General features: G+C 37.7%; 26 protein-coding genes and 4 pseudogenes. 26 read left to right on the top strand and 4 right to left on the bottom strand.

Annotated features, from left to right (window positions below):
- The first annotated feature begins 15 nt into the window (after positions 1-15).
- The 7 genes from CSV63_RS15755 to CSV63_RS15730 all read left to right on the top strand — a co-directional run bounded on the left by CSV63_RS15755 (position 16) and on the right by CSV63_RS15730 (position 3,340).
- Positions 16-462: a GNAT family N-acetyltransferase gene (locus tag CSV63_RS15755; RefSeq protein WP_099696661.1), complete on the top strand. Its 447-nt coding sequence runs from the start codon at positions 16-18 to the stop codon at positions 460-462.
- Positions 463-552: 90 nt separating this feature from the next.
- Positions 553-792: a hypothetical protein gene (locus CSV63_RS15750; RefSeq protein ID WP_099696660.1), complete on the top strand. Its 240-nt coding sequence runs from the start codon at positions 553-555 to the stop codon at positions 790-792.
- Between the two features lie 194 nt (positions 793-986).
- Positions 987-1,382 (top strand): SF0329 family protein, encoded by a 396-nt coding sequence (locus CSV63_RS15745; protein ID WP_233192175.1) that lies wholly within the window; start codon positions 987-989, stop codon positions 1,380-1,382.
- A gap of 65 nt (positions 1,383-1,447) precedes the next feature.
- Positions 1,448-1,765 (top strand): hypothetical protein, encoded by a 318-nt coding sequence (locus CSV63_RS15740; protein WP_099696659.1) that lies wholly within the window; start codon positions 1,448-1,450, stop codon positions 1,763-1,765.
- Between the two features lie 195 nt (positions 1,766-1,960).
- Positions 1,961-2,392: a CPBP family intramembrane glutamic endopeptidase gene (locus CSV63_RS15735; protein ID WP_233192173.1), complete on the top strand. Its 432-nt coding sequence runs from the start codon at positions 1,961-1,963 to the stop codon at positions 2,390-2,392.
- Positions 2,374-2,511, top strand: coding sequence for a CPBP family glutamic-type intramembrane protease (locus tag CSV63_RS17045; RefSeq protein WP_369823873.1), 138 nt, complete (start codon positions 2,374-2,376; stop codon positions 2,509-2,511). The genes CSV63_RS15735 and CSV63_RS17045 overlap by 19 nt, the downstream gene beginning before the upstream one ends.
- Before the next feature lie 112 nt (positions 2,512-2,623).
- Positions 2,624-3,340: an endonuclease V gene (locus tag CSV63_RS15730; RefSeq protein ID WP_099696658.1), complete on the top strand. Its 717-nt coding sequence runs from the start codon at positions 2,624-2,626 to the stop codon at positions 3,338-3,340.
- Positions 3,341-3,421: 81 nt separating this feature from the next.
- On the opposite strand, the gene CSV63_RS15725 is transcribed toward CSV63_RS15730, so the two are convergent.
- Positions 3,422-3,850 (bottom strand): HEAT repeat domain-containing protein, encoded by a 429-nt coding sequence (locus CSV63_RS15725; protein WP_099696657.1) that lies wholly within the window; start codon positions 3,848-3,850, stop codon positions 3,422-3,424.
- A 366-nt stretch (positions 3,851-4,216) separates the two neighbouring features.
- On the opposite strand from CSV63_RS15725, the gene CSV63_RS16845 reads away from it, so the two are divergent.
- The 4 genes from CSV63_RS16845 (at position 4,217) to CSV63_RS16830 (ending at position 5,073) form a co-directional block, all read left to right on the top strand.
- Positions 4,217-4,342, top strand: a complete 126-nt coding sequence (locus CSV63_RS16845) for an S-layer homology domain-containing protein (RefSeq protein ID WP_233192171.1) — start codon at positions 4,217-4,219, stop codon at positions 4,340-4,342.
- A 69-nt stretch (positions 4,343-4,411) separates the two neighbouring features.
- A complete protein-coding gene (locus CSV63_RS16840) occupies positions 4,412-4,537 on the top strand; it encodes a hypothetical protein (RefSeq protein ID WP_233192169.1) in 126 nt (41 codons plus the stop codon).
- On the top strand, positions 4,479-4,784 hold the full coding sequence (locus CSV63_RS16835) for a hypothetical protein (RefSeq protein ID WP_233192167.1): 306 nt from the start codon (positions 4,479-4,481) through the stop codon (positions 4,782-4,784). The genes CSV63_RS16840 and CSV63_RS16835 overlap by 59 nt, the downstream gene beginning before the upstream one ends.
- An 88-nt stretch (positions 4,785-4,872) precedes the next feature.
- Positions 4,873-5,073, top strand: a complete 201-nt coding sequence (locus tag CSV63_RS16830; protein WP_233192165.1) for a hypothetical protein — start codon at positions 4,873-4,875, stop codon at positions 5,071-5,073.
- A 393-nt stretch (positions 5,074-5,466) separates the two neighbouring features.
- Here the strand turns inward: CSV63_RS16830 and CSV63_RS15715 are convergent, their stop codons facing one another.
- On the bottom strand, positions 5,467-7,566 hold the full coding sequence (locus CSV63_RS15715; protein WP_099696656.1) for a sigma-54-dependent Fis family transcriptional regulator: 2,100 nt from the start codon (positions 7,564-7,566) through the stop codon (positions 5,467-5,469).
- 249 nt (positions 7,567-7,815) lie between these two features.
- Between CSV63_RS15715 and CSV63_RS15710 the strand changes: the two genes are divergently transcribed.
- From CSV63_RS15710 to CSV63_RS15675, 8 genes and pseudogenes are all read left to right on the top strand, one after another.
- Complete coding sequence (locus CSV63_RS15710; protein WP_233192163.1) at positions 7,816-8,976, top strand: acyl-CoA dehydrogenase family protein; 1,161 nt, start codon at positions 7,816-7,818, stop codon at positions 8,974-8,976.
- A 17-nt stretch (positions 8,977-8,993) separates the two neighbouring features.
- Complete coding sequence (locus CSV63_RS15705) at positions 8,994-10,178, top strand: CaiB/BaiF CoA transferase family protein (RefSeq protein ID WP_099696654.1); 1,185 nt, start codon at positions 8,994-8,996, stop codon at positions 10,176-10,178.
- A 14-nt stretch (positions 10,179-10,192) separates the two neighbouring features.
- Positions 10,193-10,981: an enoyl-CoA hydratase/isomerase family protein gene (locus CSV63_RS15700; protein ID WP_099696653.1), complete on the top strand. Its 789-nt coding sequence runs from the start codon at positions 10,193-10,195 to the stop codon at positions 10,979-10,981.
- Positions 10,982-11,001: 20 nt separating this feature from the next.
- Positions 11,002-11,772, top strand: coding sequence for a 3-hydroxyacyl-CoA dehydrogenase (locus CSV63_RS15695; protein ID WP_099696652.1), 771 nt, complete (start codon positions 11,002-11,004; stop codon positions 11,770-11,772).
- A 62-nt stretch (positions 11,773-11,834) separates the two neighbouring features.
- The gene (locus tag CSV63_RS15690; RefSeq protein WP_099696651.1) at positions 11,835-13,376 is read left to right on the top strand and encodes a long-chain-fatty-acid--CoA ligase; all 1,542 of its coding nucleotides are present in this window, start codon (positions 11,835-11,837) and stop codon (positions 13,374-13,376) included.
- Positions 13,377-13,391: 15 nt separating this feature from the next.
- On the top strand, positions 13,392-14,543 hold the full coding sequence (locus CSV63_RS15685; RefSeq protein WP_099696650.1) for a thiolase family protein: 1,152 nt from the start codon (positions 13,392-13,394) through the stop codon (positions 14,541-14,543).
- Between the two features lie 360 nt (positions 14,544-14,903).
- A pseudogene (locus tag CSV63_RS15680) lies at positions 14,904-16,041 on the top strand (IS3 family transposase).
- 225 nt (positions 16,042-16,266) lie between these two features.
- Positions 16,267-16,647 (top strand): hypothetical protein, encoded by a 381-nt coding sequence (locus CSV63_RS15675; RefSeq protein WP_143565418.1) that lies wholly within the window; start codon positions 16,267-16,269, stop codon positions 16,645-16,647.
- 594 nt (positions 16,648-17,241) lie between these two features.
- Here the strand turns inward: CSV63_RS15675 and CSV63_RS15670 are convergent.
- Positions 17,242-17,844, bottom strand: a complete 603-nt coding sequence (locus CSV63_RS15670) for a LysE/ArgO family amino acid transporter (protein ID WP_099696648.1) — start codon at positions 17,842-17,844, stop codon at positions 17,242-17,244.
- 114 nt (positions 17,845-17,958) lie between these two features.
- Here CSV63_RS15670 and CSV63_RS15665 point away from each other — a divergent pair, with 114 nt between their 5' ends.
- The 6 genes and pseudogenes from CSV63_RS15665 (at position 17,959) to CSV63_RS15635 (ending at position 23,541) form a co-directional block, all read left to right on the top strand.
- The gene (locus tag CSV63_RS15665; RefSeq protein ID WP_199203683.1) at positions 17,959-18,714 is read left to right on the top strand and encodes a hypothetical protein; all 756 of its coding nucleotides are present in this window, start codon (positions 17,959-17,961) and stop codon (positions 18,712-18,714) included.
- The gene (locus CSV63_RS15660) at positions 18,698-18,982 is read left to right on the top strand and encodes a hypothetical protein (protein WP_099696647.1); all 285 of its coding nucleotides are present in this window, start codon (positions 18,698-18,700) and stop codon (positions 18,980-18,982) included. Before CSV63_RS15665 ends, CSV63_RS15660 begins: the two co-directional genes overlap by 17 nt.
- A 1,006-nt stretch (positions 18,983-19,988) precedes the next feature.
- On the top strand, positions 19,989-20,549 hold the full coding sequence (locus CSV63_RS15650; RefSeq protein ID WP_099696645.1) for a class I SAM-dependent methyltransferase: 561 nt from the start codon (positions 19,989-19,991) through the stop codon (positions 20,547-20,549).
- A 250-nt stretch (positions 20,550-20,799) separates the two neighbouring features.
- The gene (locus CSV63_RS15645) at positions 20,800-21,273 is read left to right on the top strand and encodes an RrF2 family transcriptional regulator (RefSeq protein WP_099696644.1); all 474 of its coding nucleotides are present in this window, start codon (positions 20,800-20,802) and stop codon (positions 21,271-21,273) included.
- A gap of 120 nt (positions 21,274-21,393) precedes the next feature.
- Positions 21,394-21,953 (top strand): annotated as a pseudogene (locus CSV63_RS15640) (class I SAM-dependent methyltransferase).
- A gap of 150 nt (positions 21,954-22,103) precedes the next feature.
- Positions 22,104-23,541: pseudogene (locus CSV63_RS15635) on the top strand (WD40/YVTN/BNR-like repeat-containing protein).
- A gap of 182 nt (positions 23,542-23,723) precedes the next feature.
- On the opposite strand, the gene CSV63_RS15630 reads toward CSV63_RS15635, so the two are convergent.
- Positions 23,724-24,131, bottom strand: coding sequence for a DUF4181 domain-containing protein (locus tag CSV63_RS15630; RefSeq protein ID WP_099696643.1), 408 nt, complete (start codon positions 24,129-24,131; stop codon positions 23,724-23,726).
- Between the two features lie 494 nt (positions 24,132-24,625).
- Between CSV63_RS15630 and CSV63_RS15625 the strand changes: the two are divergent.
- Positions 24,626-25,011, top strand: a pseudogene (locus tag CSV63_RS15625) (replication protein); the annotation flags it as partial.

The following is a 25,011-nucleotide window of genomic DNA, read 5'->3' as shown; positions in this document are numbered from 1 at the left end:
CTAGGGGGATTTTAAATGGAAGTATATCAAGCTACGATTGCGGATTTAGAAGGTGTAGCGAATTTATTCAATGCATACCACGTGTACTATGAACAACCTTCAGACGTGGAAGGCGCAAGAAATTATATAAAAGAACGTCTGGAAAATAAAGAATCTGTAGTATTTGTGGTGAAGAACAACCAAATGTACGTCGGTTTCACACAACTGTATCCTACTTTTTCATCCATTTCGATGAAAAAATCTTGGATACTAAATGATATGTTTGTAGATCCAGAAGCCCGAAAACAAGGAATTGGTCAAACACTTTTACAAAAGGCGAAAGACTATGCACGTGAAACAGGCGCAAAAAGTATTGTGTTGGAGACGGCACCAGATAACTACACGGCTCAAAAACTATATGAGAAAAACGGGTATGAGCGCGATACACAATTTTATCATTATGAATTAAGCTTATCTTACTAGGTAAATGATTAGTTCTTTCGTCAACAGGTGGGGGCCTAGTATATATAATCTGGTCTTAAGTAGTTAGGAGATTAGAGAGGTGGATAGTGGATGACATATAAATGGAAAGTAGAAAATTTCATATTTGATAGCTTGTTCGAAGCGGATGTTTGGGCTGATTCAATAGCGAATGAAATGTATGCAAAACTGTACGATGGCTATGAAACGTCTGATTATAAAATAGCGTATGCTTTAGCTTTTAGACTTGCGGAGACAAGGGAATTTAGGGTGATTACAGAAAGGTCAATAGACGATAGATATAAAGTTTGGGTAATGCCTTCTAAGAACTGAAGAATATTTACATTTTAAAAATGGGTGCGCCAAAAGAATAGTACAAGATTTTTAGATACGAGGTGGAATATGTTTAGACTGAAATGGAGTAAAGTGAAAAAAATTTTCACCTGTGATTGTTACAAGATCGGATAAATTATCATATTATTAATTATCTCAAAGCCCAAAATCAATTAGGATAGGCTGTTATCACAGTGTATAAACAAGAAAAACAAAGTATGAGTACAATTACTGCGGAAAGGGCAATGTATAAAAGAGATTGGGATAGTAGAGAGAAACAAAATATTGAATACGATATCGATGAACAAGATTTACATGTAGAAGTTTCATTACAAGCTCATGAAATAGTTAAAGCAGAGGGTATCTTAGCCCAATATTATTTTTTTGGTGCATTGGAGGAGTACTTGAACTCGCCAATAGAAGCATCTTTAAGTTCACGTGATGTCTATTTGAAAATCCTAGCTATAGTGGACAGAGGAGTAGGTAAGAGAACATTGCGGAAACTACATGATACGATTGAATGTGAGAATGAGAGTATTCAATACTTTTTTAAATTGAGATGTGGCGCTGATGGGATAAGTTTTGATTAAGGGTTTGGGTATTCTGTAAAGTTCTAAGCTACAAAAGAATTGCTCGCTGCATGAGGAGGGATATCATGAACGATCTTGTATTGATTTCATTACTTGTATTGCTAGTGATACGTAATTTCATAAAAGACAAAGAAACTTGGAGAGAGATTAAAAAACTACATACAAGCCAACTTATAGGTGTGACGATCAATTTTATTCTTACGGTACTAGCTATAACGACCCTCATTTTTTACGGTGGAAATTGGTTGGCGGCAAAGTTTTCGAATTTCTTTTTGCAGTCTTTCTCTTTCATCGTCATAGTTTTCCTTGTTCTATCCTGCATTGGAACGCTATCAGATAAGGCGATGAATAAGATAACGAATGGAGCCCTCCCGAAAAAATGAAAGGTTATTCTATTAACAGGCATAATTCTTCAATAAGGATTATGCCTGTTCTCATAAAGCTAACCATTTTATTAAGTTTAAGAATTACTAGATAGTAATTCAGTTTGGGTGACGTCATCTAGAGAGGAAGTCATATAAATGGATCAAGCTTAGAATAGGTCCGAAAACAGCACGCATAATCCCGCAACCAAAGACATGATGGTTGTATTTTCTTCATTTACGTTCGTTTGTTTTGCTATCATCATTGCCCTTTTAATTTACGATGTACTTACAATACAAAATCTACTTTCGTTTGATCGACCAATCGAATCTCTCATGATTTTAGGTGTTGCATCTATTGCCTTATTACTATTCGGAGTCGTCTTGACTTTAACTATTCCATCGAATTTTATCGACGATAACAATCATACATACCAAGACGATTCACTACCAAGGATTTTTACTCTTATGTTTATAGCAGCACTGTTTGAAGAGACATTATTTAGGGGCATCATTCAAAATGTACTTTTCTTATATACATCCCACGAGTGGACGGCCATTCTATTAACGACCGGATTATTTTTGGTCTTTCATATCCAATATTTTAAAAAGCCCATTATGTTACTGATATCAGCATTCCGAGCGTAGTTTTTGGTTCGATCTATTTTAAAACAAATAATCTGCTAGTACCGATATTTGTTCATTTCATCATGAATATTGGGATGACGTTTTTATTTAAATACAAATTAATACGCTTTAAGAAATGAACACACCATTAACGGGTCGGAGTATATATATACATAATAACGAACATATTATGGATAAAAGGAAGCTAATCGATTTCTCGATAGAATTATATAATTAAATTGTCTAGGAGGAATGAACATACACATACAGGATATCCATCCGCTATCAACCGACAATAATAAATGGAATGCCATTCAAACCAATTTAAAAGAAAAGATAAGTAAGGTAAACAGATTGACTGCTACTGATATCCAGTTCATTGCGGGTGTGGATGTAGCTTACTGGGAAGATGAAGGAATTGAATGGGGTGTTTGTAGCATAATCGTCATGGACTATGCGACAAAGGCGGTGATTGAAGAAACACATAGCAACGGAATGGTCGTAGTCCCTTATATACCAGGATATTTGGCATTTCGGGAACTTCCCCTAGTGATTGAAGCGGCCCAAAAGCTTACACATACGCCAGATCTATTTATGTTTGATGGCAATGGCTATTTGCATCCGCGGCATATGGGAATCGCAACGCATGCTTCTTTCTTTCTAAATAAACCAACGATCGGTATTGCCAAAAGTTACTTGAAAATAGCTGATGCCGAATTTGAAATGCCCAAAAATAGGGCGGGCTCTTTTGCGGATATCATCATTAATAACAAGATATACGGCAGAGTTTTACGAACACATCAAGATGTAAAACCTATATTTGTTTCATGTGGGAACTATATAGACTTACCAACGGCCACTACTATCACGGAGGCATTAATAAATAGCGAAAGTCGATTACCTATCCCGGTAAGGCTGGCAGATTTGGCAACAAAGAAAAATAGAAGACAGCTACGGAACAATAAATGAGATGCTTTTATTAATAAGAAAAAGCCATACCCTCCACAAGCGGAGAGAATGACTTTCCTACATACATCGCAAAACTACGTATTACAGTTTTGCCCAACGTTCCTCTAACCAATTCATAAATTCTGCACCTTTATCGCCTTCATACGCATCAAAGACATCTACACGCATACGTTTTAATTTATCCGCAAAGTCTGCCACAGTATGATCCTTCGGCAAGCTCTTTTTCACGCGAAGAAAGATTTTGTCTGTGTTTTTGATAATATCAAAGCGTGCTGGTGATGGCTTCTCTACGTCCTCGCCAAACGCCACAAGTGCCTCATAAGCTGCTAATTGCACCTGGTGGACAGTATCATGCTGCATGCGATTTTTTAATAAATCTATGACTTTGTCATGTTGATAATCCGATAATATGTTGACTGCTTCCAAACGCTCTCGCCAGCTAGACGTATAATTGGCCTGTTTCTTTAATGATTGATACTGCTCAGGTAATGCTGTTTCAAACTGTTTCAAGTAATTGCACCTCTTTTTTTACTAAAGGAAGAATGGATTCTTCTTCTGCTGTTCTTATTATACGTTGTATGGGTGAAAATAGCGATGGATTGCTGGTTAGGATATTTAGAGAAGATAGAAAGCAGAATTTGCTTCAGCAGAAAACTATCGAAAAAGACATTATCTATAAAAGATAATATAAAAGTTTTGAAATTTTTTCGCTTTCTCCTTATCTACATTGCAAAAAACAGACGGCAACCTGAATATAATCAGGTTATTTAAGAATAAAAGGAGAGAAATAAAGCGAAAAGAATAATCAAGACAGCTCTGGTCGCATTGCTGATTGCGCGTAGCTTACCATTATCTAGCTCGGCAGCAGTCAAGCAATTGTTTAAAGATGTACCTTCGTCGAAGCATTTCGCACAGGCGGTAAATGAGCTGGCAGAGCGCGATATTATCGGAGGATATCCGGATAGTACGTTCAAACCGAGCCATTCGATTACGAGAGGATAAGCTGCAGCGATTATTGGGAAGATAATCAAGCTTGATACAGACATTATCAAGAATCCTAATTTCAAAGACGTGTCTAAAGCGAACGGCTATTATAAAGCGATCGCTGCGATGGCGGGAAAAGGGATTATCGGAGGCTATGGGTACGGACGATACGATTCGAATGATCCGCGATCAAACGAGGTCAAATGGCATTGAACTGGGCATTACAGCGGGAACGACGCCTTCCACATTTAGCTCGAATAGAGAAATTACGAGAGGGAAAGCAGCGAAGATGATCAAAGCTACTGAAGATGTGAAGCCCTCAAATGTGGTGATGTTCGAAACAAGTGATATTGGATGGGAATTCATCCAATCGATTACAGACCGTGAAATCAGTTCTGGTTTATTCAAAGTGGTATTCGATACGCACTTTGAAGGACCAGCCGACAGATTCATATGGTAGAGTGGACAAATACGATATCGGAAAGTACAGCATTAGATCTAAGAATTATGAGCAGATCTCCGATATTACAAGGGAGCAGGGTGCCAATATGTTCTACTTCACCGGCAAATCGGCAGGCTACGATGAGATTGAATACGAGCATATAGTCATCAGGGACAGATTTTGTGAAGGTTCCAACCACACAGGTCAATGTTTTACACCTGTTTATACTGGCGTATTTGTAAAGGTTGAACAGATTGGGTCGATCATTCATGTAGAGGCTGGGGGCGTGAAGGAGTCGGATCATTGAGAAGTGTATGTGACGATGAGAAGTAATGTACCAGGTCTACACAAAATTTAGAATAGTATCGAGACCTGGCACCTCTTTACGTATTGATATACTTAATAGTTGCTTCATAAATAGCTGGAGCCATGATTCGGGAACAAGTAACATTAATGTTTCTGAAAGCGTTGGGTATTCCCTAGCTAGATAATTCGACCGTTACCTCTAAAGAGATTTTGAAACAATCGATATATTATAAGATACCGGCAACGATTAATGAGAGAGTGTAAACATAAAACTAGATTAAAGAGTTTTCAACAAATAAATTTGATGATTTTCACTCGAAAAAACCACTCTCCTGTAAACTGCAATAGCTGAAAAGCCTATCGCAGTTCTTGCTGCCTGAAAAAGGCAGAATGCTCACTCAATGCCGTACTCTCGAATCTTTTTATAGAGCCATGTCCGACTAATTCCGAGATCTCGGCTCGCTCTTGCTTTATTTCCATTGGCCATGACCAGGGCGGATTCGATCCTCTCTTTTTCACTGTGCTTATATACGGCAACGGTATCTTGAGAATACGAGAGTGCACTTTGCGAGCTTTCGATGCGATGAGAAGTAGATGATCCGAGGCTTTTTGGTATATGGTGGACATCAATATAACCATCTTCCGTTAAATTTGCGGCGCGTTCGATAATATTATGCAACTCTCTTATGTTGCCGGGCCATTGATAGCTGATGAGTTTCGTCATAGCGGAATGTGTAATTCCTTGCAAATCAAATTCAGATTTTTTCAGTCTATTGATTATTGAATGTACGATATCCGGCAAATCATCCAGCCGCTTTCTCAGGGGAGGAATATCGATTCTAATAACATTCAGACGATAAAATAAGTCCTCTCGAAACTTCCCTTCGCTAACTAGCTCTTCCAAGTTTTTATTTGTAGCTGCAATAATCTTGGTTTGCAAATTGACAACACGATGCCCACCAATAGGTTCGAACTCTTTTTCTTGCAAGACACGCAAAAGTTTTGATTGAAGAGCAAGCGGCATATCCCCAATTTCATCCAGGAAGAGTGTGCCGTTTTGTGCCATTTCAAGTTTCCCTTTTTTCCCTCCTTTTTTTGCCCCTGTGAATGCTCCGTCTTCGTAACCAAAGAACTCAGATTCCATCAATTCGTGTGGTATAGCCGAGCAATTCACCTGAATGAATCTTCCCATTTGTGAAGAGGATGCATGGATACCGTGTGCAAATAATTCTTTTCCGGTCCCACTTTCTCCAAGTAATAGTACTGTCGAAGTACTGCTGGCAGCTGAAGCAGCTGTGTTTTTCGCTTGTTGGATAATATAGGATTCCCCAACGATATCGGCGAATGAATATTTCGTTCCTTTTAAATCACCGAGCTCTTTTTGGTAGTGACTCAGTTGCTGTTCCAGTGTTGATACCTTTTTTAAAGCTTCTTGTAACTGCTTTAAGCCTCGATACGTTACTTTGCATATCCCTCCAATAATTTGTTCATTGTTTTTAATAGGTCGAATCGTAATAAGACATTGTGTATCATGAATTAATTTAGCTGAATTTGTTATCTTTACACCGGTGGATAATACTTCGGAGAAACCTAATTCTGGAAACCACTCTGAAGCCGGCTTTCCTAGAATCTCATTCTCGTTGACAGAAAATAAGTCGCTGAAGCCTTTATTGACCATAGTAATGACTCCATCATAATCGACTAAAATCAATCCATCATAGGCCATCTCTATCGCGCTGTGCAACTTTTCTTCCCATTCTTTCGAGAATCGTAATTCATTTGCGATTTTCTCGAAATTGGTCCAGTCATCCGTGATAACCATCGAGCCTACTAATTTTTCTTTCTCGTATAAGGGGTAGCACTGAACAATTAAAATGTGGTTGTGGAGCTGTATTTTCTTTTTCATGACAGGTTTATTTTGTTCTAGAACTCCCACCAACAAGTCGTTTATTTCTTCTAGCCCATGTATCTCCTTGATCGACAAATTTTCACTAGCCGTCATATGCAAAAGGTCCTCGGCAATCGGATTGGCTGTTGTAATGATGAAGTTTTTATCGACAGAGAAAAGTCCAAAACTCATATTCTCAAAAATCAATGAAAGTTGGCTCTGAATCCGTTCATAGCTCAAGTCGTAAGCCCATAAGATCTGCGCAGTAGAAAGGAGACCTATAGGTTTTGAGAATTCATCCACAATAGGTGCATGACCAATATTATTCTTAAGCAATAATGTTCTAGCGGTAGTAAGCAACATCTCTGGCTTAAGATATACGGGGTTTTTTGTTAGAAAACTGGATATGGCTTCTTTTGTAGTGGCTCCTTCTCTCAATGCTTGTAACAATTTATTTTTAGTAATTATAGTAGTTAGTTTAGAAGACTCATCTACTACAGGGATAATGTGGGAATCGATTTCTGAAAACAGAATGAGAGCAGTTTGTATAGATTGATCAGCTGTACAAACTGGAAAGTCTCTTATCATGACATCTTGAACTAGCATTTGATCACCTCTATTAACATGTTTAACTAATCAAAATAATCATACTATATGTAAACTTAGTTTACAACAATGTGTAAACCCCATCACATGGTGAACAGTCAAGTTTACAGAAAAGTGTACACTTTTTATTTCAGACTCTTTATTCCACTTGATATACCGGCATTTTAAGAACTGGCATGGTTCTTGCAAATAATAAAAGTGTAAATAAATTTCTTATAAAACTAATTAATTCTTAGGAGGATGAATGAGATGCGAGTAGATATGAAAATAGAAGATGAGTTGAATTTGTTTCGCAAATCAATTCAAGGATTTGCAAAAAAAGAATTGGAACCCGAGTATTTGGGATGGGAGAAAGGTGGAAACATACCACGTGAACTCTGGAATCGCTTAGGTGATGAGGGTTTACTGAATATTGATATACCTGAAAAATATGGAGGTACGGGTGCACCGTTCATCTATTCATCAATCGTAGTGGAAGAGCTAAGCTACTTACAATATCCTGCAATAGCAGGGAACATCTCTGTCCATTCGAATATAGTAGCCCACTATATTTTGACTTCAGGAACGGTAGAACAGAAAAATCATTATTTACCTAAAATGGCGACAGGCGAGTTGATCGGTGCAATCGCCATGACAGAGCCCAATGCAGGAAGTGATCTTCAAGGAATCAAAACATCAGCTGTTTTTGATGAATCAAAAAACATGTATAAATTGAATGGATCGAAAACATTTATCAGCAATGGCCAACATTGTGATTTTGTTATTGTAGCGGCCAGAACAGACTTAAGTGTTGCAGGTTCGCGTGGTACTACACTATTCATTGTAGACTTACCAACTGTAGGGTTTGTGAAAGGTAAAAACCTTGAAAAAATAGGTCTCCATGCAAGTGATACTTCGGAACACTTTATGGAAGATGTGTTTGTACCTAAAGAAAAAGTATTAGGGAATTTAAATCGAGGATTTGAAATCTTGATGAAAGAACTTCCAAAAGAGCGACTCATTCTGGCGATAGGGGCGCAAGGCGCTATGGAAGGAATTATGGAACTAACTATCAAATATGCAAAAGAGCGTGAAGCATTTGGTAAGCCGATCAGTCAATTCCAGAATACTCGTTTCCGAATGGCCGAAATGAAAACAGAAGTGCGTATACACCGAGCATTTGTGAATGAATGCTTGGAACTGATTGAACAAGACAAGTTGGATACAGAAACTGCTAGTATGGCGAAGTTGTCATGTACAGAAGCACAAGGAAGAATCGCTGACGGCTGTCTGCAAATGTTCGGAGGCTATGGATATATGCAAGAATACCCTGTAGCAAGAGCCTTTGTCGATGCTCGGGTTCAAAGGATTTACGGTGGAACATCTGAGATCATGAAAGAGATTATCGGTAAAAGTATTTTCGGCAAGTAAAAGGAGTGACAGATAGAATGGGAATATTACAAGGATTGAAGATACTTGATTTCTCAACACTTTTACCCGGTCCCTATGCAACCATGATGCTTGCGGATATGGGGGCGAAGGTGATTCGTGTAGAATCACCTTCACGAACAGACTTAGTAAGAGAAATGAAGCCTATGGATTCACTTGGAAAATCAGCTGCACATGGACATCTTAATCGATCGAAAAAGTCGTTGGCGTTAAACTTAAAATCACCGGAGGCGGTGGAGATTGTTAAAGAATTAATCAAAGAGTATGATATCGTGATTGAACAATTTAGGCCAGGTGTCATGAAGAGATTCGGACTGGATTATGAATCGCTCAGTCAAATCAATCCTAAATTGATATATTGTTCGATCACAGGATATGGCCAGACAGGACCTTATAAAATGAGGGCGGGTCATGATAATAATTATCTATCAGTGGCGGGTGTGGTGGATTATTCTAGACGCAAAGACGAATTACCAGCACCGGCGGGAATCCAAATAGCTGATATTGCGGGTGGTTCCATGCATGCGGTTATTGGTATATTGGCAGCATCATATTCTCGAGAACGGAGCGGCAAGGGGCAAGCAATCGATATTAGTATGACAGATACCACGTTTGCGCTCAATGCATTCCATGGTTCAGGATACCTTGCTGGAAACAGAGAGCCTGAAGCGGAAAAGCATATGTTGAATGGCGGGTCCTTCTATGACTTTTATGAAACCAAAGATCATCGTTTCTTCTCGGTAGGGAGTATAGAGCCACAATTCAGGAAATCGATATGCGAGGCACTGGGTAAAGAGGAATGGATTCACAAAGCGCTCAGCGAGGAAGAAGAAGACCAGATAGCATTTAAAAATATGCTAAAGGATAGTTTCCTTGAAAAAGATTTCGATGAATGGCTAAAAATCTTCAATCAGAATCTTGACGCATGTGTAGAACCTGTACTTACCTTTGCTGAAGCTTGCAATCATCCCCAACTCAAAGCAAGAAAGATGATTGTTGACGTACCGCAATCGAATGGTACTCCACAGCCACAAATAGCTTCTCCAATCAAGTTTTCATCCGGCGATCCTGTTTACCACCATGCAGGAGTAGATGCGGGAGTGCATACCGAAGAAATTTTATTGGGTGCAGGTTTTACTTTAGAACAAATTGAAGATTGGAAGAAGACGGATGTTTTCAATTAAAGGGAGGATGCAAAATGGATAGTGAATCAGTAATCTATGAAAAAAGAAATCAAACAGCCTGGATTTATCTAAATCGTCCCGATGAAATGAATTCTATCGGCAAAGAGTTGTTGTATGGTGTGGCAAACGCAGTGGATCAGGCGGAACGGGATGAGGACGTACGAGTAGTAGTTCTATCCGGAAAAGGAAAAGCTTTTTGTGCAGGGGCCAATTTAAAAGAGCTGGTAAATGATTTAGAAATGAAACAATCAAAAGAACCTGCACTACTGGATTTAGTGGATACACTTTACGGCAGATTGGAAAAGTTGAGTAAGCCACTGATTGCTGCTTTGAATGGTTTGACTCTCGCTGGGGGATTGGAGATTGCGATGACTGCAGATTTTATTATAGCTTCTGAAAAAGCCAAGATAGGAGATGCTCATGCAAACTTTGGTGTACTGCCGGGGGCTGGGGGTGCAGTAAAACTACCGAGAAAGATCGGCGTGAATCGTGCAAAATATTTATTGTTTACGGGAGATTTTATAAGTGCCCAACAAATGAAAGAGTATGGATTAGTGCAAGAAGTCGTACCGGCAGAAGGATTGGAAAGAGTTGTCCAAGAAATCGCTGACAAAATTTCTGAAAAGAGTCCTCTAGTTCTTAAAAAGATGAAACAGCTCGTTGCCGATGGATTGGAGCAACCGATTGATATTGCACTAAAACAAGAATTGCTATCTTTAAAAGCGCATACAAGTACGTATGATATGGCGGAAGGATTGGCTGCTTTTAGCGAAAAACGCAAACCGGTATTTAAAGGATATTAATCTATAGAGGAGTGAACGTAATGGATATTAATAATAAAGTAGCCATCATAACTGGTGGTGCTTCAGGACTGGGGCATAGCACAGCAAGAAATTTGGTTGCACGAGGTGCGAAAGTGATGATTTTTGATGTTAATGAAGAAAATGCTCAGAAAGTTTGTGATGAATTAGGAAAGAATTCATTCTATGCAACCGTCGATGTAACTGATGAGTCGTCTGTACGGGCAGGAATCGAAAAAGCGATGAACCATTTCGGAGCCATACATATCTGCGTGAATTGTGCAGGTGTAGGGACACCACAAAAAACATTAGGACGCTCAGGTCCTGCTCTCTTGGAGAATTTTAAAAAAGTAGTGGATATTAACTTAAACGGCACATTCAATGTATTACGTTTGGCTGCACAGGAAATGGTGAAGAATGACCGGTTAACTGATTCGGGAGAAAAAGGGATTATTGTGAATACAGCTTCGGTCGCTGCATTTGATGGACAAATGGGGCAAGCAGCTTATGGAGCGAGTAAAGCAGGAATTGCAGGAATGACACTACCTGTGGCCCGCGATCTATCAGGTCATGGTATTCGAATCAATACAATTGCGCCAGGACTATTCCGCACACCTTTAGCAGAAACGCTTGACCAGAAAGTCATTGACAAGCTGGAGCAGTCTGTTGAATTTCCAAAGCGTTTAGGAAAACCTGATGAATATGCTTCCTTGGTACTTTTCATGATAGAAAATGAATATATAAATGGTGAAGTAATCCGTTTGGATGGCGGTATAAGGATGTCTCCACGCTGAAAATTCAGTAAAAGGATTCTGGTAGTAATGATAGAAAAATCGCTTTAGGGGAGGAATACACTTTGAATTTATCACAATTATTTGAGCAGAACGCATCGAAAAGACCAGAGAAAATGGCTTTATATTATGAAAATCGTTCATATACGTATGCAGAGTTAAATAATGAAATAAATAAACTTGCTCATGGTTTAGCAAATCTGGGTGTGAAAAAAGGTGAGAAAATTGCATTGATGATGAAGAACTCCGACAATTTTGTTATTTCTTACTATGCTTGTATAAAAATGGGCTTCATATTGGTTCCTATGAATTTCCGTTTAGTTGAAAGGGAAATAACATATATTATGGATCAGTCTGATAGTATGATGGTCATCTGTGATACAGAATTTGAAGATGTGGTAGTGAAGGCGGCAAAAAACGTTTCTGCGATTCGGCAAATAATTGTAACAGAGAATCCCAAAACAGAAGAAAGTCTATTACTACAAAAAGTCTTGTCAAAAAATGCTACTAATCCTTTAACTGAAATAGAGAGTTCAGATGATATTCATATCTTGTATACATCCGGTACGACAGGGAATCCAAAAGGTGCGTTATTTGATCATCAACGTGCACTCAATGTCATGTTGGCAATTACCGGAACGCTTGGATACAATTCTGAAGAAAAGTATATTCATATTGCGCCATTATTTCATGCAGCACAACTGGTTATTTGTCTACTAAGCGGCCTATCATTAGGAGGTACGCATGTGATCCATCGTGATTTTAACCCTGAAGTGGTTTTTAAAGATATCGAGAAGCATCAGATTACAAACTTTTTTGCAGTGCCGACCATATTTTCAGCACTCTTAAGTTATCCCGATAAAGATCGTTATGATGTATCTTCAATCAAAAGATTTACCTATGGTGCAGCGCCAATGTCAGCCTCCTTGGTTCAGGCGTGCATGGATTTCTTCAAATCGCCTAATTTTTACAGTCTGTGTGGTTTGACAGAAGGAGGACCTTCAGGTATCTATTTGACACCGGCAGAGCATATCACCAAGATAGGATCTGCTGGAAAAGATGCTTTGTGGATGACAGAATCCAAAATGGTATTGCCCGATGGTAGTGAAGCTAAGTCTGGTGAAGTAGGAGAGCTTATTCTAAAAGGATTCACTATCATGAAAGAATACTACAAAAAACCTCAGGAAACAGCTGAAACTTTACGTAACGGATGGTTATACACAGGTGATCTCGGTGTGAAGGATGACGATGGTTATGTATACATTTTAGATCGAAGTAAAGACATGATCATCACGGGTGGAGAAAATGTCTACTCCGTAGAAGTAGAAAATATTCTGGGAGGACACCCTCAAATCGCAGATGTGGCGATTGTCGGTACCCCTGATATCGTATGGGGAGAAATAGTAACAGCTGTCATTGTTACTAAATCAAATGAAACAATCGATCTAAAAGAGTTGGATATCTACTGTAGAGAGCATCTCGCTGCATTTAAAATCCCCAGAAAAGCAGTTTTCCAAGACGAGTTGCCGCGAAATGCTTCAGGTAAGTTAATGAAGTTTCAATTGCGCGAGTGGGTCAGTAGCGATACACAAAATGAGATTAAATAAAAGGAGTCGATCCTAGTGATAGAAGTTGTAATTGTAGATGGAGTACGTACGGCAGTCGGAAGAAGAAAAGGTGCTTTATCTTCTGTCAGATCAGATGAATTAGCAGCCACAGTCTTAAAAGAACTCGTGAAAAAGACAGGAATTTACTCTTCGCAAGTAGAAGATGTGATTATGGGTTGCGGATCGCAAGTTGGTGAGCAATCAATGAATATCGCTAGGACCTCAGCACTGATTGCGGGATTCCCGATTGAAGTCCCTGGTGTCACTTTGGATCGTCAGTGCGGTTCTGGCCAGCAAGCAATTCACTTCGCAGCGCAGGCTATTGCATCGGGTGATATGGATATCGTCATTGCAGGTGGAGTAGAAAACATGACACGCGTTCCTTTGTTTTCTAGTGTGGGTGAATCAAAGCCTAGCAAGAAATTAACATCCAAATACGAAATTGTACATCAAGGCATTTCAGCAGAAAAAGTTGCAGAAAAATATGGACTGACTCGTAAAGAGATTGACGAGTATTCTTCGGAAAGTCATGATAAAGCATTTAAAGCGATAGCGGAAGGACATTTTGATGAAGAAGTCATACCGATTACGATTTCTTTGGATAATGATGAAACGATGGTTTTTGAAAAAGATGAAGGACCAAGAGAAGGTTCAACGATAGAAGTGTTAGGGGATTTAAAACCAGTATTCCAAGAAGACGGTATCATTACAGCCGGCAACTCTAGTCAAATGAGTGATGGTGCTGCTGCTGTTTTAATAATGTCAGCAGATAAAGCGAAAGAATTAGGGTTAAAACCGAAAGCACGTATAGTGGCAAAAAGTGTTGTAGGATCAGATCCGACATTAATGTTGACCGGACCAGTTGCAGCCACTCAAAAAGTTTTAAAGAAAGCGGGACTCACAATTGAAGATATAGATACGTATGAAGTGAATGAAGCATTTGCTCCTGTTCCACTCATGTGGTTGAAGGAAATTGGAGCTGATCCCGAAAAGCTGAATCCTGATGGTGGTGCGGTTGCGCTTGGTCATCCGATCGGAGCAACGGGTGCGAAATTAATGATTACGCTCATGAATCGTCTTCAACGCACGGGTGGTCGTTATGGACTACTGTCTATTTGTGAAGGTATGGGAATGGCAAATGCAACAATCATTGAGCGCATAGACTGAGAATCTGTCAGTCAATCTTGTGGAGTAATGGCAAAATTTTAAAGCGTGTGAATATTCATGGAAATTTGAAAAATACCACTCATAATTAATCTACTCAGACTGCAGGAAACCCTCATAAATTTGAAGCTTGTCTGCAGTCTTTTTTTAAGGAAGAAATAATTCAGTAAGGTGCCAGGCTCCAACGCAATTCAGAATAGTGGCGGGACCTGATGCCTTTTAATCTGTTTTTCTATTCCTAAACAATAATTAACCCTCACATTAACCCAACCAAAAGATAAATAGCAGTTTGGAGCTAGTATAGATGTATAGACACAAGTTAGTTAAGTCTCTATCCTAACAAATAGAGAGGACGTGTCCGGAATGAAACAAAAACGTTATAATCAGGAATTCAAACAAACAATTGTCAAACTCTACAGATCTGGCACATCTGTGAGTGATCTCATCCGCGAATATGGTGTATCTGAAGTTACAATCTACAAATGGATCAAAACACTTTCCCCGATTGAAAATGGAGGTGGTTTGACACTAGCTGAAATTGCAGAAATTCAAAAGGAAAACCTTCGCCTTCAACAGGAGGTAGAAATCCTAAAAAAGGCTATGACCATATTCGCGAAAAAATGACCGACCAAGAGATTATCGACCATATCGAACAGGAAAAGGAGAACCATCCTGTTCAAGTCCTGTGTGAAGTACTCGAAGTGCCCAGAAGTACGTATTATCAATCCTTTCATAAAGTGAACTCAACGCACGCAATGGAGAACGAGGCGATTTTAGAACGCATAAAAATCATTCATGCGGAGAGTAAAGGCCGCTATGGTGCGCCTAAAATCCATGAGTTTCTCAAAAGGAAGGCTTCGAGGTTAGCTTGAAACGTGTCCAACGCATCATGAAAACAGAAGGAAACCGATCTATCATCATGAAGAAATACCGTCCGGCTTCATCAGCTAGCCAAATAGAAGAACGGGATAATTTACTGGAACAAGATTTTGAAACTACGACAATCAACGAGAAATGGGTTGCGGATATTACGTATATCCACACGTATAAAAACGGTTGGTGCTATTTGGCTTCCGTCCTTGATTTACATACCAAGAAAATTGTAGGTTATCCCTTTTCTAAGTCTATGACAACCGAGCTCGTCTTACAAGCATTAACGAACGCAATAGATGTGCAACAGCCGGATGATGGCTTGATTCTGCATACTGATTTAGGCAGCCAATACACAAGCGAGGATTTTGAAAAAGCCGTAAAAACAGCGAAAATTGAACACTCTTTCAGTCGAAAAGGTTGCCCTTATGACAACGCATGTATCGAATCTTTTCATGCCACATTAAAGAAGGAAGAAGTGTATCAAACAGCCTATATAGATTTTGAAGCAGCACGATTCGCCCTCTTCCAATACATTGAATCATGGTACAACCAGAAACGGATCCATGGGGCGATTAACTATTTAACGCTGCAACAATTAGAAGATCTGTGCAGACAGGAAGCTGCTTAATCGCGGGCAGACATTGGGACTTCAATTCATCCTCCTTACACATTTTTCGGGAACGACATCCATGGACTGTACTTCCTGTATCCAGCGAAAGCTGTCAAGAGCGGGCTTTCTCTTGATTGGTTTCGCTGGATACAGGACCATCCATGAATGGATGCCGTTTCTGACAAAGACTTAACATTTCTGTGTCCAGGATATTGACATAGATCCAGTATGACATTGAACGATATGTTTAATCCAGATAAATTAATTAAAGTATATTTATTTGTGTTACTATTATTGACGATTTATAGAATCTTAGGAGAAATAGCGCCGCAAATTTACTTTACTATTGTAATTATAAGTTTGGTTTTTTTAAAATCTAGTTGGTCAAATAAACAATTACTCATGTTATTAATAGTAGGTATAATTATTTTTGTAATTACAAGGGGCTATGAGCTAAAAGGTATTTATGAACCAATGCTGTTTGATGGGAAAAGTTTAGAGGAAATTGATAAGGTAATTGCCAAACATCAAAATCTATATACGAAGGTTAATGATATTTTAACGTTATTAGTATTTGGACTATCCATCTACATAATTCGTATTAAAGATACAATAAAAGAGTGATGGCTATTCCTGGATCATCTGAAGAAGTTGTTTTACTGGGGCAATTGTATTGTTATCTAAGATAATGAATTCTCGTCTCCGTAAGCATTTTTTTAAAACATAGTAAAAACCATAGTCAAAGATTTTTTCAGGATAGTAAAACCCCTCTGAAACCTTGTCCTGACAGTATTCCTGCGAGGATACGGTTGGAGTCCCGCCATCTCCACTTATTTACTGGAAAACATAACCAAAGAAGTATGACTGCCCTAGAACGGGAATTCATACTTCAAGTTTATCAAAGAATTCGTTTCAGCCGATCACTTTCCTATGCGAAGACGATAAAGACAATATCGGAAAGTACAACATCCCACCTAAGAAGTATGAGCTGATTATCGATTTTACAAAGGAGCTTTTTCCTTAAGTAGAGTAAATGACATTAAAGTCGAACTTCTCACTTTGCCAGCCTATTTCTTCATAAACGGTTCCACTCATTTAAGAGCAATGAGTGGAACCGTTTTATTCTCGAATCCTATAAAAATCCATTATTCTCTATTCAATTACCCAAAAAATTCCCGACACATAAGTCTACTTCTTTTCGGAAACTTCAACTAAACTCTATGTCAATCCAATCAAAAGATAAATGGCAGTTCCCCAAATAAACAAGGCCGAGCATTTGTTTAGGATATTCATCAAGTTTCCTGTCGTGTCCAGCTTTTTTAACACTGAACCTGCAATCATTAATCCGAAGAACCAACCCCAAGCTACTGCAATACAACCGATTGTAAAATATACTTGTTCCTCTCCCACATATTTTAACGCGCTAGTCCCGATCACTCCTACTGTATCCAAAATGGCATGAGGATTCAATAAAGAAACGGATAAAGCAAACATGATTTGCTGGCGGATGGGAAACGCGTTATTCGATTCATTTGCTTTTGGTTTTGTATTCCAAATGGAAAGCCCCATATACAGTAAAAATAATACACCTACGAGGACTAAGCTAAATCGTAGCCATTCAAATTGCAATACAATAGTAGATAGTCCAAATACCGCCAATACGATTAAAAAAGTATCGCATAGTGCGGCTGTAATAGTTGCCGGAAATGCTTGAAGAACTCTCGGCTGTGTAGCACCTTGTGAAAATACAAATACATTCTGAATTCCTAATGGTAAAATTAAGCCGAATGCCAAAATAATACCATGAATTGCAGCCTCCATACACATCACATCCTATCAAATTCTATTTTACTATTGTAAACTAAAAAAAAACGTGCAATTGGATAGTTTTATAGCTGCACAATTTATGTCTGATCCCCGGAAAGGAGAGAGTGCATGAATCCAGGTGAACTACTATACTTTTTTGCAATCGGGTTTGTCATAGTAATGGTGAGTGTAATTCTTTGGCTGATTTTCAGACAAAGAAAAAAGCTAGCCATCACGTTATCTAGCACACTTATCATAGGGTATATAGGATATATTCTCTATTATCCTACTTTGAAAACGAATGATCATGCAGAAGCATATAAGACAGTTAGTAAGTATTTAGAAAAAAGCTATCCGGATAGGGAATTCAGAATTGCCCCAAAACATTATGAGGCAGGATATGTGGTTGGTGATTTTCAAGTACATGATATAGAAACACCTAAGTTTGGTGTGATGTTACGTGTCGGTAAAGACGATCAAGTAACACAAATAGGCAGTTGGTCAAAAAACGAGTATCCGACACCACAAGAACTTTGGCGAGAAATCGAATTTACATATGGTGAAGCGTATACGTTAGATAAGGAAAGTATGGACATCGTTAAGCTAGATGAATGGATGGATGGTCAGCTCATAGCCTTTGCGTTAACGATCAATGACTTGCCTGCCATTGCACTCTTTAATTACTCAAAAGAAGGGTATGGGTTAGTAGAATTACGAGAAGGTGAGCGTGGCAATTTCGTTGCTTTTGAAAAAGAGGGTTATATATTTGTCTATGCAGATGAACAGTATCAAGAAAAAACAGTTTCAGTCAATTTGGAAAATGGTAGAGAACTCATTGTGAATGTTGATCGGCAAAGAGGGCGATTAATTGTTGAGAAACAGTAGTGATTTGTGGTGCCAGGTCGTGCAACGAATGAAATGGGTGAGTGAAGTGTGGAGTGGTTCCGGTCTAGTTAGTTTGGAACCAACGGACTTAGTAGATTCAATATTGCTGGTGGACTCTTCAAAACTGGCATTACAGGATGCAACAGATAAAATTATGGCAAGAGGAATGACGAACTGCGAAGTGCTGTATTCAGATTTTACCGAAGACGTGCCAGAACTCAAGGCAGACATCGTGTTACTCCCTTTAGTTCTTCTTCATATGTCCTGATACTAAATTAATTTTGCGAAAACTGTTTAGCATTTTACCTACTGATGGCCCGCTAATTATTGTTGAATTTGACAAACATGATCAAGTGAATCATTCGAAAATTCATAGTGGTTTTACGCCAACTACATGTAAGATCTTCTATCATGGGAAACAGATTATTGCGAATCAAGATGCATCAATGTTTACATGCACTAGTAGAAAGTAACATTTTATATCAACCGGCTCGATTGCGTAGACCTAGCAATCGGGCCATTTTGAAAATAGGGAGGTAATGTAATGCCCACATTAAAACCTGCCATGACTTGCTGTAATAGCTGGTTACCATTCGACATCTTCTGGATGATTACATTTAAAAAAGTAATATATTTCGATATAGAAAATCTTTTATGTCGTATTTAACTTCGTCATACATCAATTGTTAATATGTTTTCAAAATGTCTAAGTTGATTTAAGTATTGTAGAGTGATAATATAAAATCAATTACAGACATTACATATCCTTAATAACTGTAATTAAAGTGTAACAGGAGGGGGCGAGCTGGATTAAACACTTCCATTTTTTGGAAGATCTAGGCGGAAAACGGTATTATTTGATGGTAATAACCCTAGAAATGCTGTGACAAATGAATCGCATGGTTTCATTACTAGGGATGGTATAATTCACGCAGAGTTAAGAAAAATTGTCGGCAAGGGACCTAGATGAATATCTCGTTGTTGAAATCAAGAGACAGCAAGTTATAAATGTAACTAAAAAGGATCAATTATTTACGATTGAAACAGATGACGAGAAGGTCTATCAATCCAAGAAGGTTTTCTTAGCGACTGGACTTAAAGAAAAATTACTGGATATATATCGTATTAGTCATTTTTACGGGACCAGTATCTTCAATTGAGAAATTAAAAAGGATACAATCTTATTATCCTTGAAACATTTTTTTTATAAATAATAATAGATGAATTATAGATATAAACAATCTGTGATATCTGTAAAATGGAGGAATAGTAAAATGAATCAAAAACTAAGTAGGAAAATAACTAACTTGGAAAATATAAAGCGTGTCCCTGCCGAAGAACTTTTTCGGTTCATTTCACTTAATAAAGAGGATAAATTACTAGATCTTGGAGCTGGAGTTGGCTATATAAGTCTTCCGATTTCTAAGTATGTAGATGAGGTAACTGCACTTGATTTTGATGAAGATATTTTAAAATATTTGGAAACAAAAGCTGGAGAAAATGGCATTACTAATATTAAAACACTCGTATCAGATTTCAAAGATATACAACTACGTAACGAAATAGTGGATAAGGCTGTTGCTTCAATATCACTTCACGAAGTCAAACCACTTTCGCTTGCGTTAGACGAAATATATAGGGTCTTAAAAAATAAAGGCGTTTTTCTTTGTATTGAATTAGAGAAGTCAGAGTCATCAAAAGGTCCGAGAGTTTCGTCAAAAGATATGAAAGAAAACGTTCTGAATGCCGGTTTTGAAAACGTCGAGATTTTTTATCCTCAAATGAAAATGGTAAATGAAGCCGTTTATATAATTGTTGCACAAAAAAATAAATAATACGATAGTGAACTAGTTGTATCATTTAGCATCATCGCTATATTGATTCACACGATGTGAATCAAATACGGAGGAGATATGCATTTGCAGCTTATGGTGTCGCCCAACGCGTCATTGCCTTTGCTGTCATACCTATTAATGGGGTCATGCAAAGAATACATTGAAAAATTGACTATAAGCTTCCAATTGTACATTATAGATATTATAGATAGACTTTAATATGAAATAATATAATAAATGGGGTTAAAAAATGCAATTTGCAAAAAGTACTGATTATGCGCTGCACGCTTTAGTTCATTTGGCACTATCAGAGCAGGAAAACAAAATAGGAATTAAAGAATTAGCAGACATGTTAGATGTATCGGAGAGTTATTTGTCTAAAATCATGACTCAGTTACGGAAAGATGGGCTTGTAAGAGCAGTCCCTGGCGTGAAAGGCGGGTATAAACTATCGCGTTCAGCAAATCAGATCACATTCTTAGATGTCATTTTATCTACTGAAGGCAGACAGGCAATGTTTAATTGTTCCAATTCAGATTCTAGACAACACACATCAATGACAAATGAAAGCGATGAATTAAAGGAGAATCAACGCGTTTGTAGAATTAAAGAGGTCATGGATCATGCTGAAAGTACCTTACATCAATTTTTGGAGAATCAAACCATACAATCTATTTTAGATAAGGCAAATAAAGACTGTAATAATCCTTTGCATAAAAAATAAATGATTTATTGGAATCAATTTTATTCTATCGAGCATGAATGTTGAAGGTTAAAAACCTGATTTCACGCTAAAAAAACGTCCTGACCAGGTAGTACAATCAATAAAATGGGAGAGTGAAGTATGGAAACGGAAAAACGAATGGAATTGGTTAATGTGATTGTTGAAGAAGTAAGACCATTATTACAAGGTAGTGAATCAAAAAAATAGTCGACTATGGGAGTGGTTCGGGTCTAGTAAGTTTAGAATTAACGGACTTAGTAGATTCGATATTGCTCGTGGACTCTTCAAAACAAGCATTACAGGATGCAACAGATAAAATTTTGGCAAGAGGCATTACGAACTGTGAAGTACTGTATTCAGATTTTACGGAAGACATGCCTGAACTAAAGGCAGACATCGTGTTACTATCTTTGGTTCTTCTTCATATTCCTGATACTAAATTAATTTTGCAAAAGCTGTTTAGCATTTTACCTACTGATGGCCAGCTACTTATTGTGGATTTTGACAAAAATGATCAAGTGAATCATCCGAAAATTCATAGTGGGTTTTCGCATAATGAATTAAACAGCCTATTAACTGAAGTCGGATTTACTTCTATTACTTGTAAGACCTTCTATCATGGAAAGCAGATTTTCGCGAATCAAGATGCATCGATGTTTATAGCTACTTGTAGAAAGTAAAATTTTATATCAACCGGCTTGATTGCGTAGACCTCGCAATCGAGCCGTTTTTAAAACATGATATAATGTACTATCAAAATAAGAAATAGAGATGACACATGTTGGTTAGGAGTGGTTTACATATTTAGAGGAAATCTGAAAAGGATATTAATGTCGTTATTAACCAATCCACTATTTATCATTGTATATTGGATTTTTTGTTATGAATTAGCTTTACTCTGTATGTATGGAAGAATAAATCATACTGTTTCTATTTTATTCGTAACTACACTAGTTTTAATTTCTATCATTACATTTACTATAATGAAAATGGTGAAAGATAACGAACTTGAACCCAAAAGATTGTTTAATATGAAGGCATGGAAGTATGTTTCTATTGTTATGATCATGAGCATTACAATATTTTATGGAGTGAAGATGTATAAAAGTGCAACTAATTTCGGGGGCGAACTTGCTTGGTTTATTGATAGATTAAAAAATGAAGCTTCAGTCGAGTTTGAACATAACAACATATATATGGATGGAGTAGAAGGAATTTTTACAGATATAAATAAAGAATATGCTTTGCCGAAGAAATTATATATGGAAAGTGATTTTCATCTTGAGTTTAATCAGGATGGAACCATCACATCTTTTGATACATTTGTTTATGGGAAAAATGCTGATGGAGGAAGAAAGTTACCTAATCACTTACGATCAAAATAAAGCGTCTACTATTACTTTAAGATTAAACGGACATCTAAATACTGATTATGATGAGGAAAAGCTAGTGGAACCTCTAATTAGAACGGTTAAGGTTATTCCAGTTAAGCAGACAGTGCGTATGTGGAATGAACATACGTATGGGTTAGTCTATTATGGGAAAAGAAATTGGGGCTATAACACAGAGGGAATTATTAACATGGATGAGAATGGCATGAAGCAGACTCCTACAAAAATCACATCTGAAATAATTGGATATACGGTATCTATTTTTGTTCCTGGAAAAGAGAAAGAGATCATACCTGCTAGATATAATGTACTTGGGGAACCGGATTGGAGTCAGTCAAATGCGGCTCAATCTCAAGATGAGTTTGAAGGGAATCGGCAGGAGATACCTACTACTGATGAACAGTTTGATCTTTCAAAAGAAGTTGGTTATAGATTAGATGTTATAGATAAAGCATTAGGAAGTACTCTTTATTCACTTAGAAAGACTAGTGACGGTGGTGAAACTTGGACAGTTATCAATCAAAATCCATTCAATGGAACAGTGGGTAGCGCAGCAGGAATAACTTTTCTTAATGAGGAACTTGGATTTTTAAGGGCAGCAAGACCTTCTGGTACTGAAGGAGTACTATACCGCACAAATGATGGAGGGATATCTTTCGAAGAGGTAAGTTACGCCATGCAGGAAATGAAGTTAGATAGTGGGCAATCTATAAATCCTTTTGATTTTCCAGGTCTGCCCTTTGAGAAAGATGGGGTTCTTAATATGTTAGTTGGGCAAGGATCAGACGGTGATTATAATGGTAATAGTAGTGGACTTTATCAATCAAATGATCATGGTGAAACTTGGGAATATGTAAAAGAGGTTGAAAGTAAATAGTTTTATAAAGTGGATATTAATCATTTAGAAATATAATTAGTGATGTATGGTACCAGGCTTGAAACTATTTGGAATTAATTCAGCGCCTGGTACCTAACACTATAAATGAATGTTTCCACAAGACTTCGTTTCATTGCGCATTGCCATAATTTGGGTTCTTATTCATTCATGAAGGACTTCGTTCAATAGGGACCAAGTAAGTTAAATTGAACTACGATGATGATGGACGCTACTAATATTAACGTATCCGTTAAAGTTAAAATAGATTGTTTCGGATATTGTGTGTACTTCCATTCGAAAAATGCCTTGATCAGATTATCCAAAATTCCAAAAGCAACCATGGTAAAGAAAACCAGGTAAATTACATCTTCATTATAAAACAACAGCACAGAATATAAAGTGAGTAGGCTAATCGTAGAAAAAATCCGCAAAACTTTATCGATTTTTCGATGCAATTCATTTATATAATTATAAGAAAAAAACTTTTTCTTTACTTTTTCAATTTTAAGAAACTTTCTTAAAAGAAACTTAACAAGTGAAATAAATGTCATAACCAATACGACAATCAGTATAAATTTTATCCAAAACATACGACTCCTCCTTTTCCTTTCCTTCTATCCATCGGTATCCTTTCTTTCCATAATCATACCAAAGATATCCAAAAAACGAATAGGAAATTAAAAAGCACCACCAAATAGAGTGTCTAGATCAACCAAATCCTACTAAATTTCGATTGTTGTGTATCCATATACGGAAATTCCTCTATATACCCTATGAAGCCAGCAATATAAAACGAAGGGGAATTGGATATGCACCAAATAGCTACTACGCAATATTTGAAAAGGACAACATTGGGGATGAAAAACGCTTGGCATGAATAGTGTGGTCGGAAATATGTTGTGTAATCTTGAAGTAAATCATCAATAACTAGCAGGGGGTGGAGGACTATATTTCCACTCCTATTTTAGCGTATGGAAAATTTATTTTTAAAATCAGTATCCTTTTCTGAAAAACTCTCTATATGGAGTATGAGAAGTGCAAAGTGAGCACTCTACTACAACTTTTTTACAGGGGGAGAAACCATATGAAATTATTAATTGATGAAGAGTCGATACCGCTACTACCGTCGCTCGTACACTTGGTGGGAATTAACGGAGCGTTATTTATGCAACAAGTGCATTTCCGCTCGCTACTATCCAAAAATGTTCGAGATGGCCATAGGTGGATTCATAAAACGTATAAAGAATGGACAAAAGAATTTACGTTCTGGTCTTCGAACACGATTAGACGCATTATTTATGATCTTGAAAATAAAGGCTATCTCATTTCGACAGATCATCATAACCGGATGAAAATCGACAACACGAAATGGTACCGCATCGACTATACCCGATTGCCTGAAAGTGCATTCGAACATGGGCAAGTCACTTGCTCAGAACCGCCACGTGCACCTGTCGAAGTTGAGCAAGT

The organism is Sporosarcina sp. P34 (genome assembly GCF_002743375.1).
Classification (GTDB): Bacteria; Bacillota; Bacilli; order Bacillales_A; family Planococcaceae; genus Sporosarcina.
This window is presented reverse-complemented; position numbering and strand designations above follow the sequence as displayed.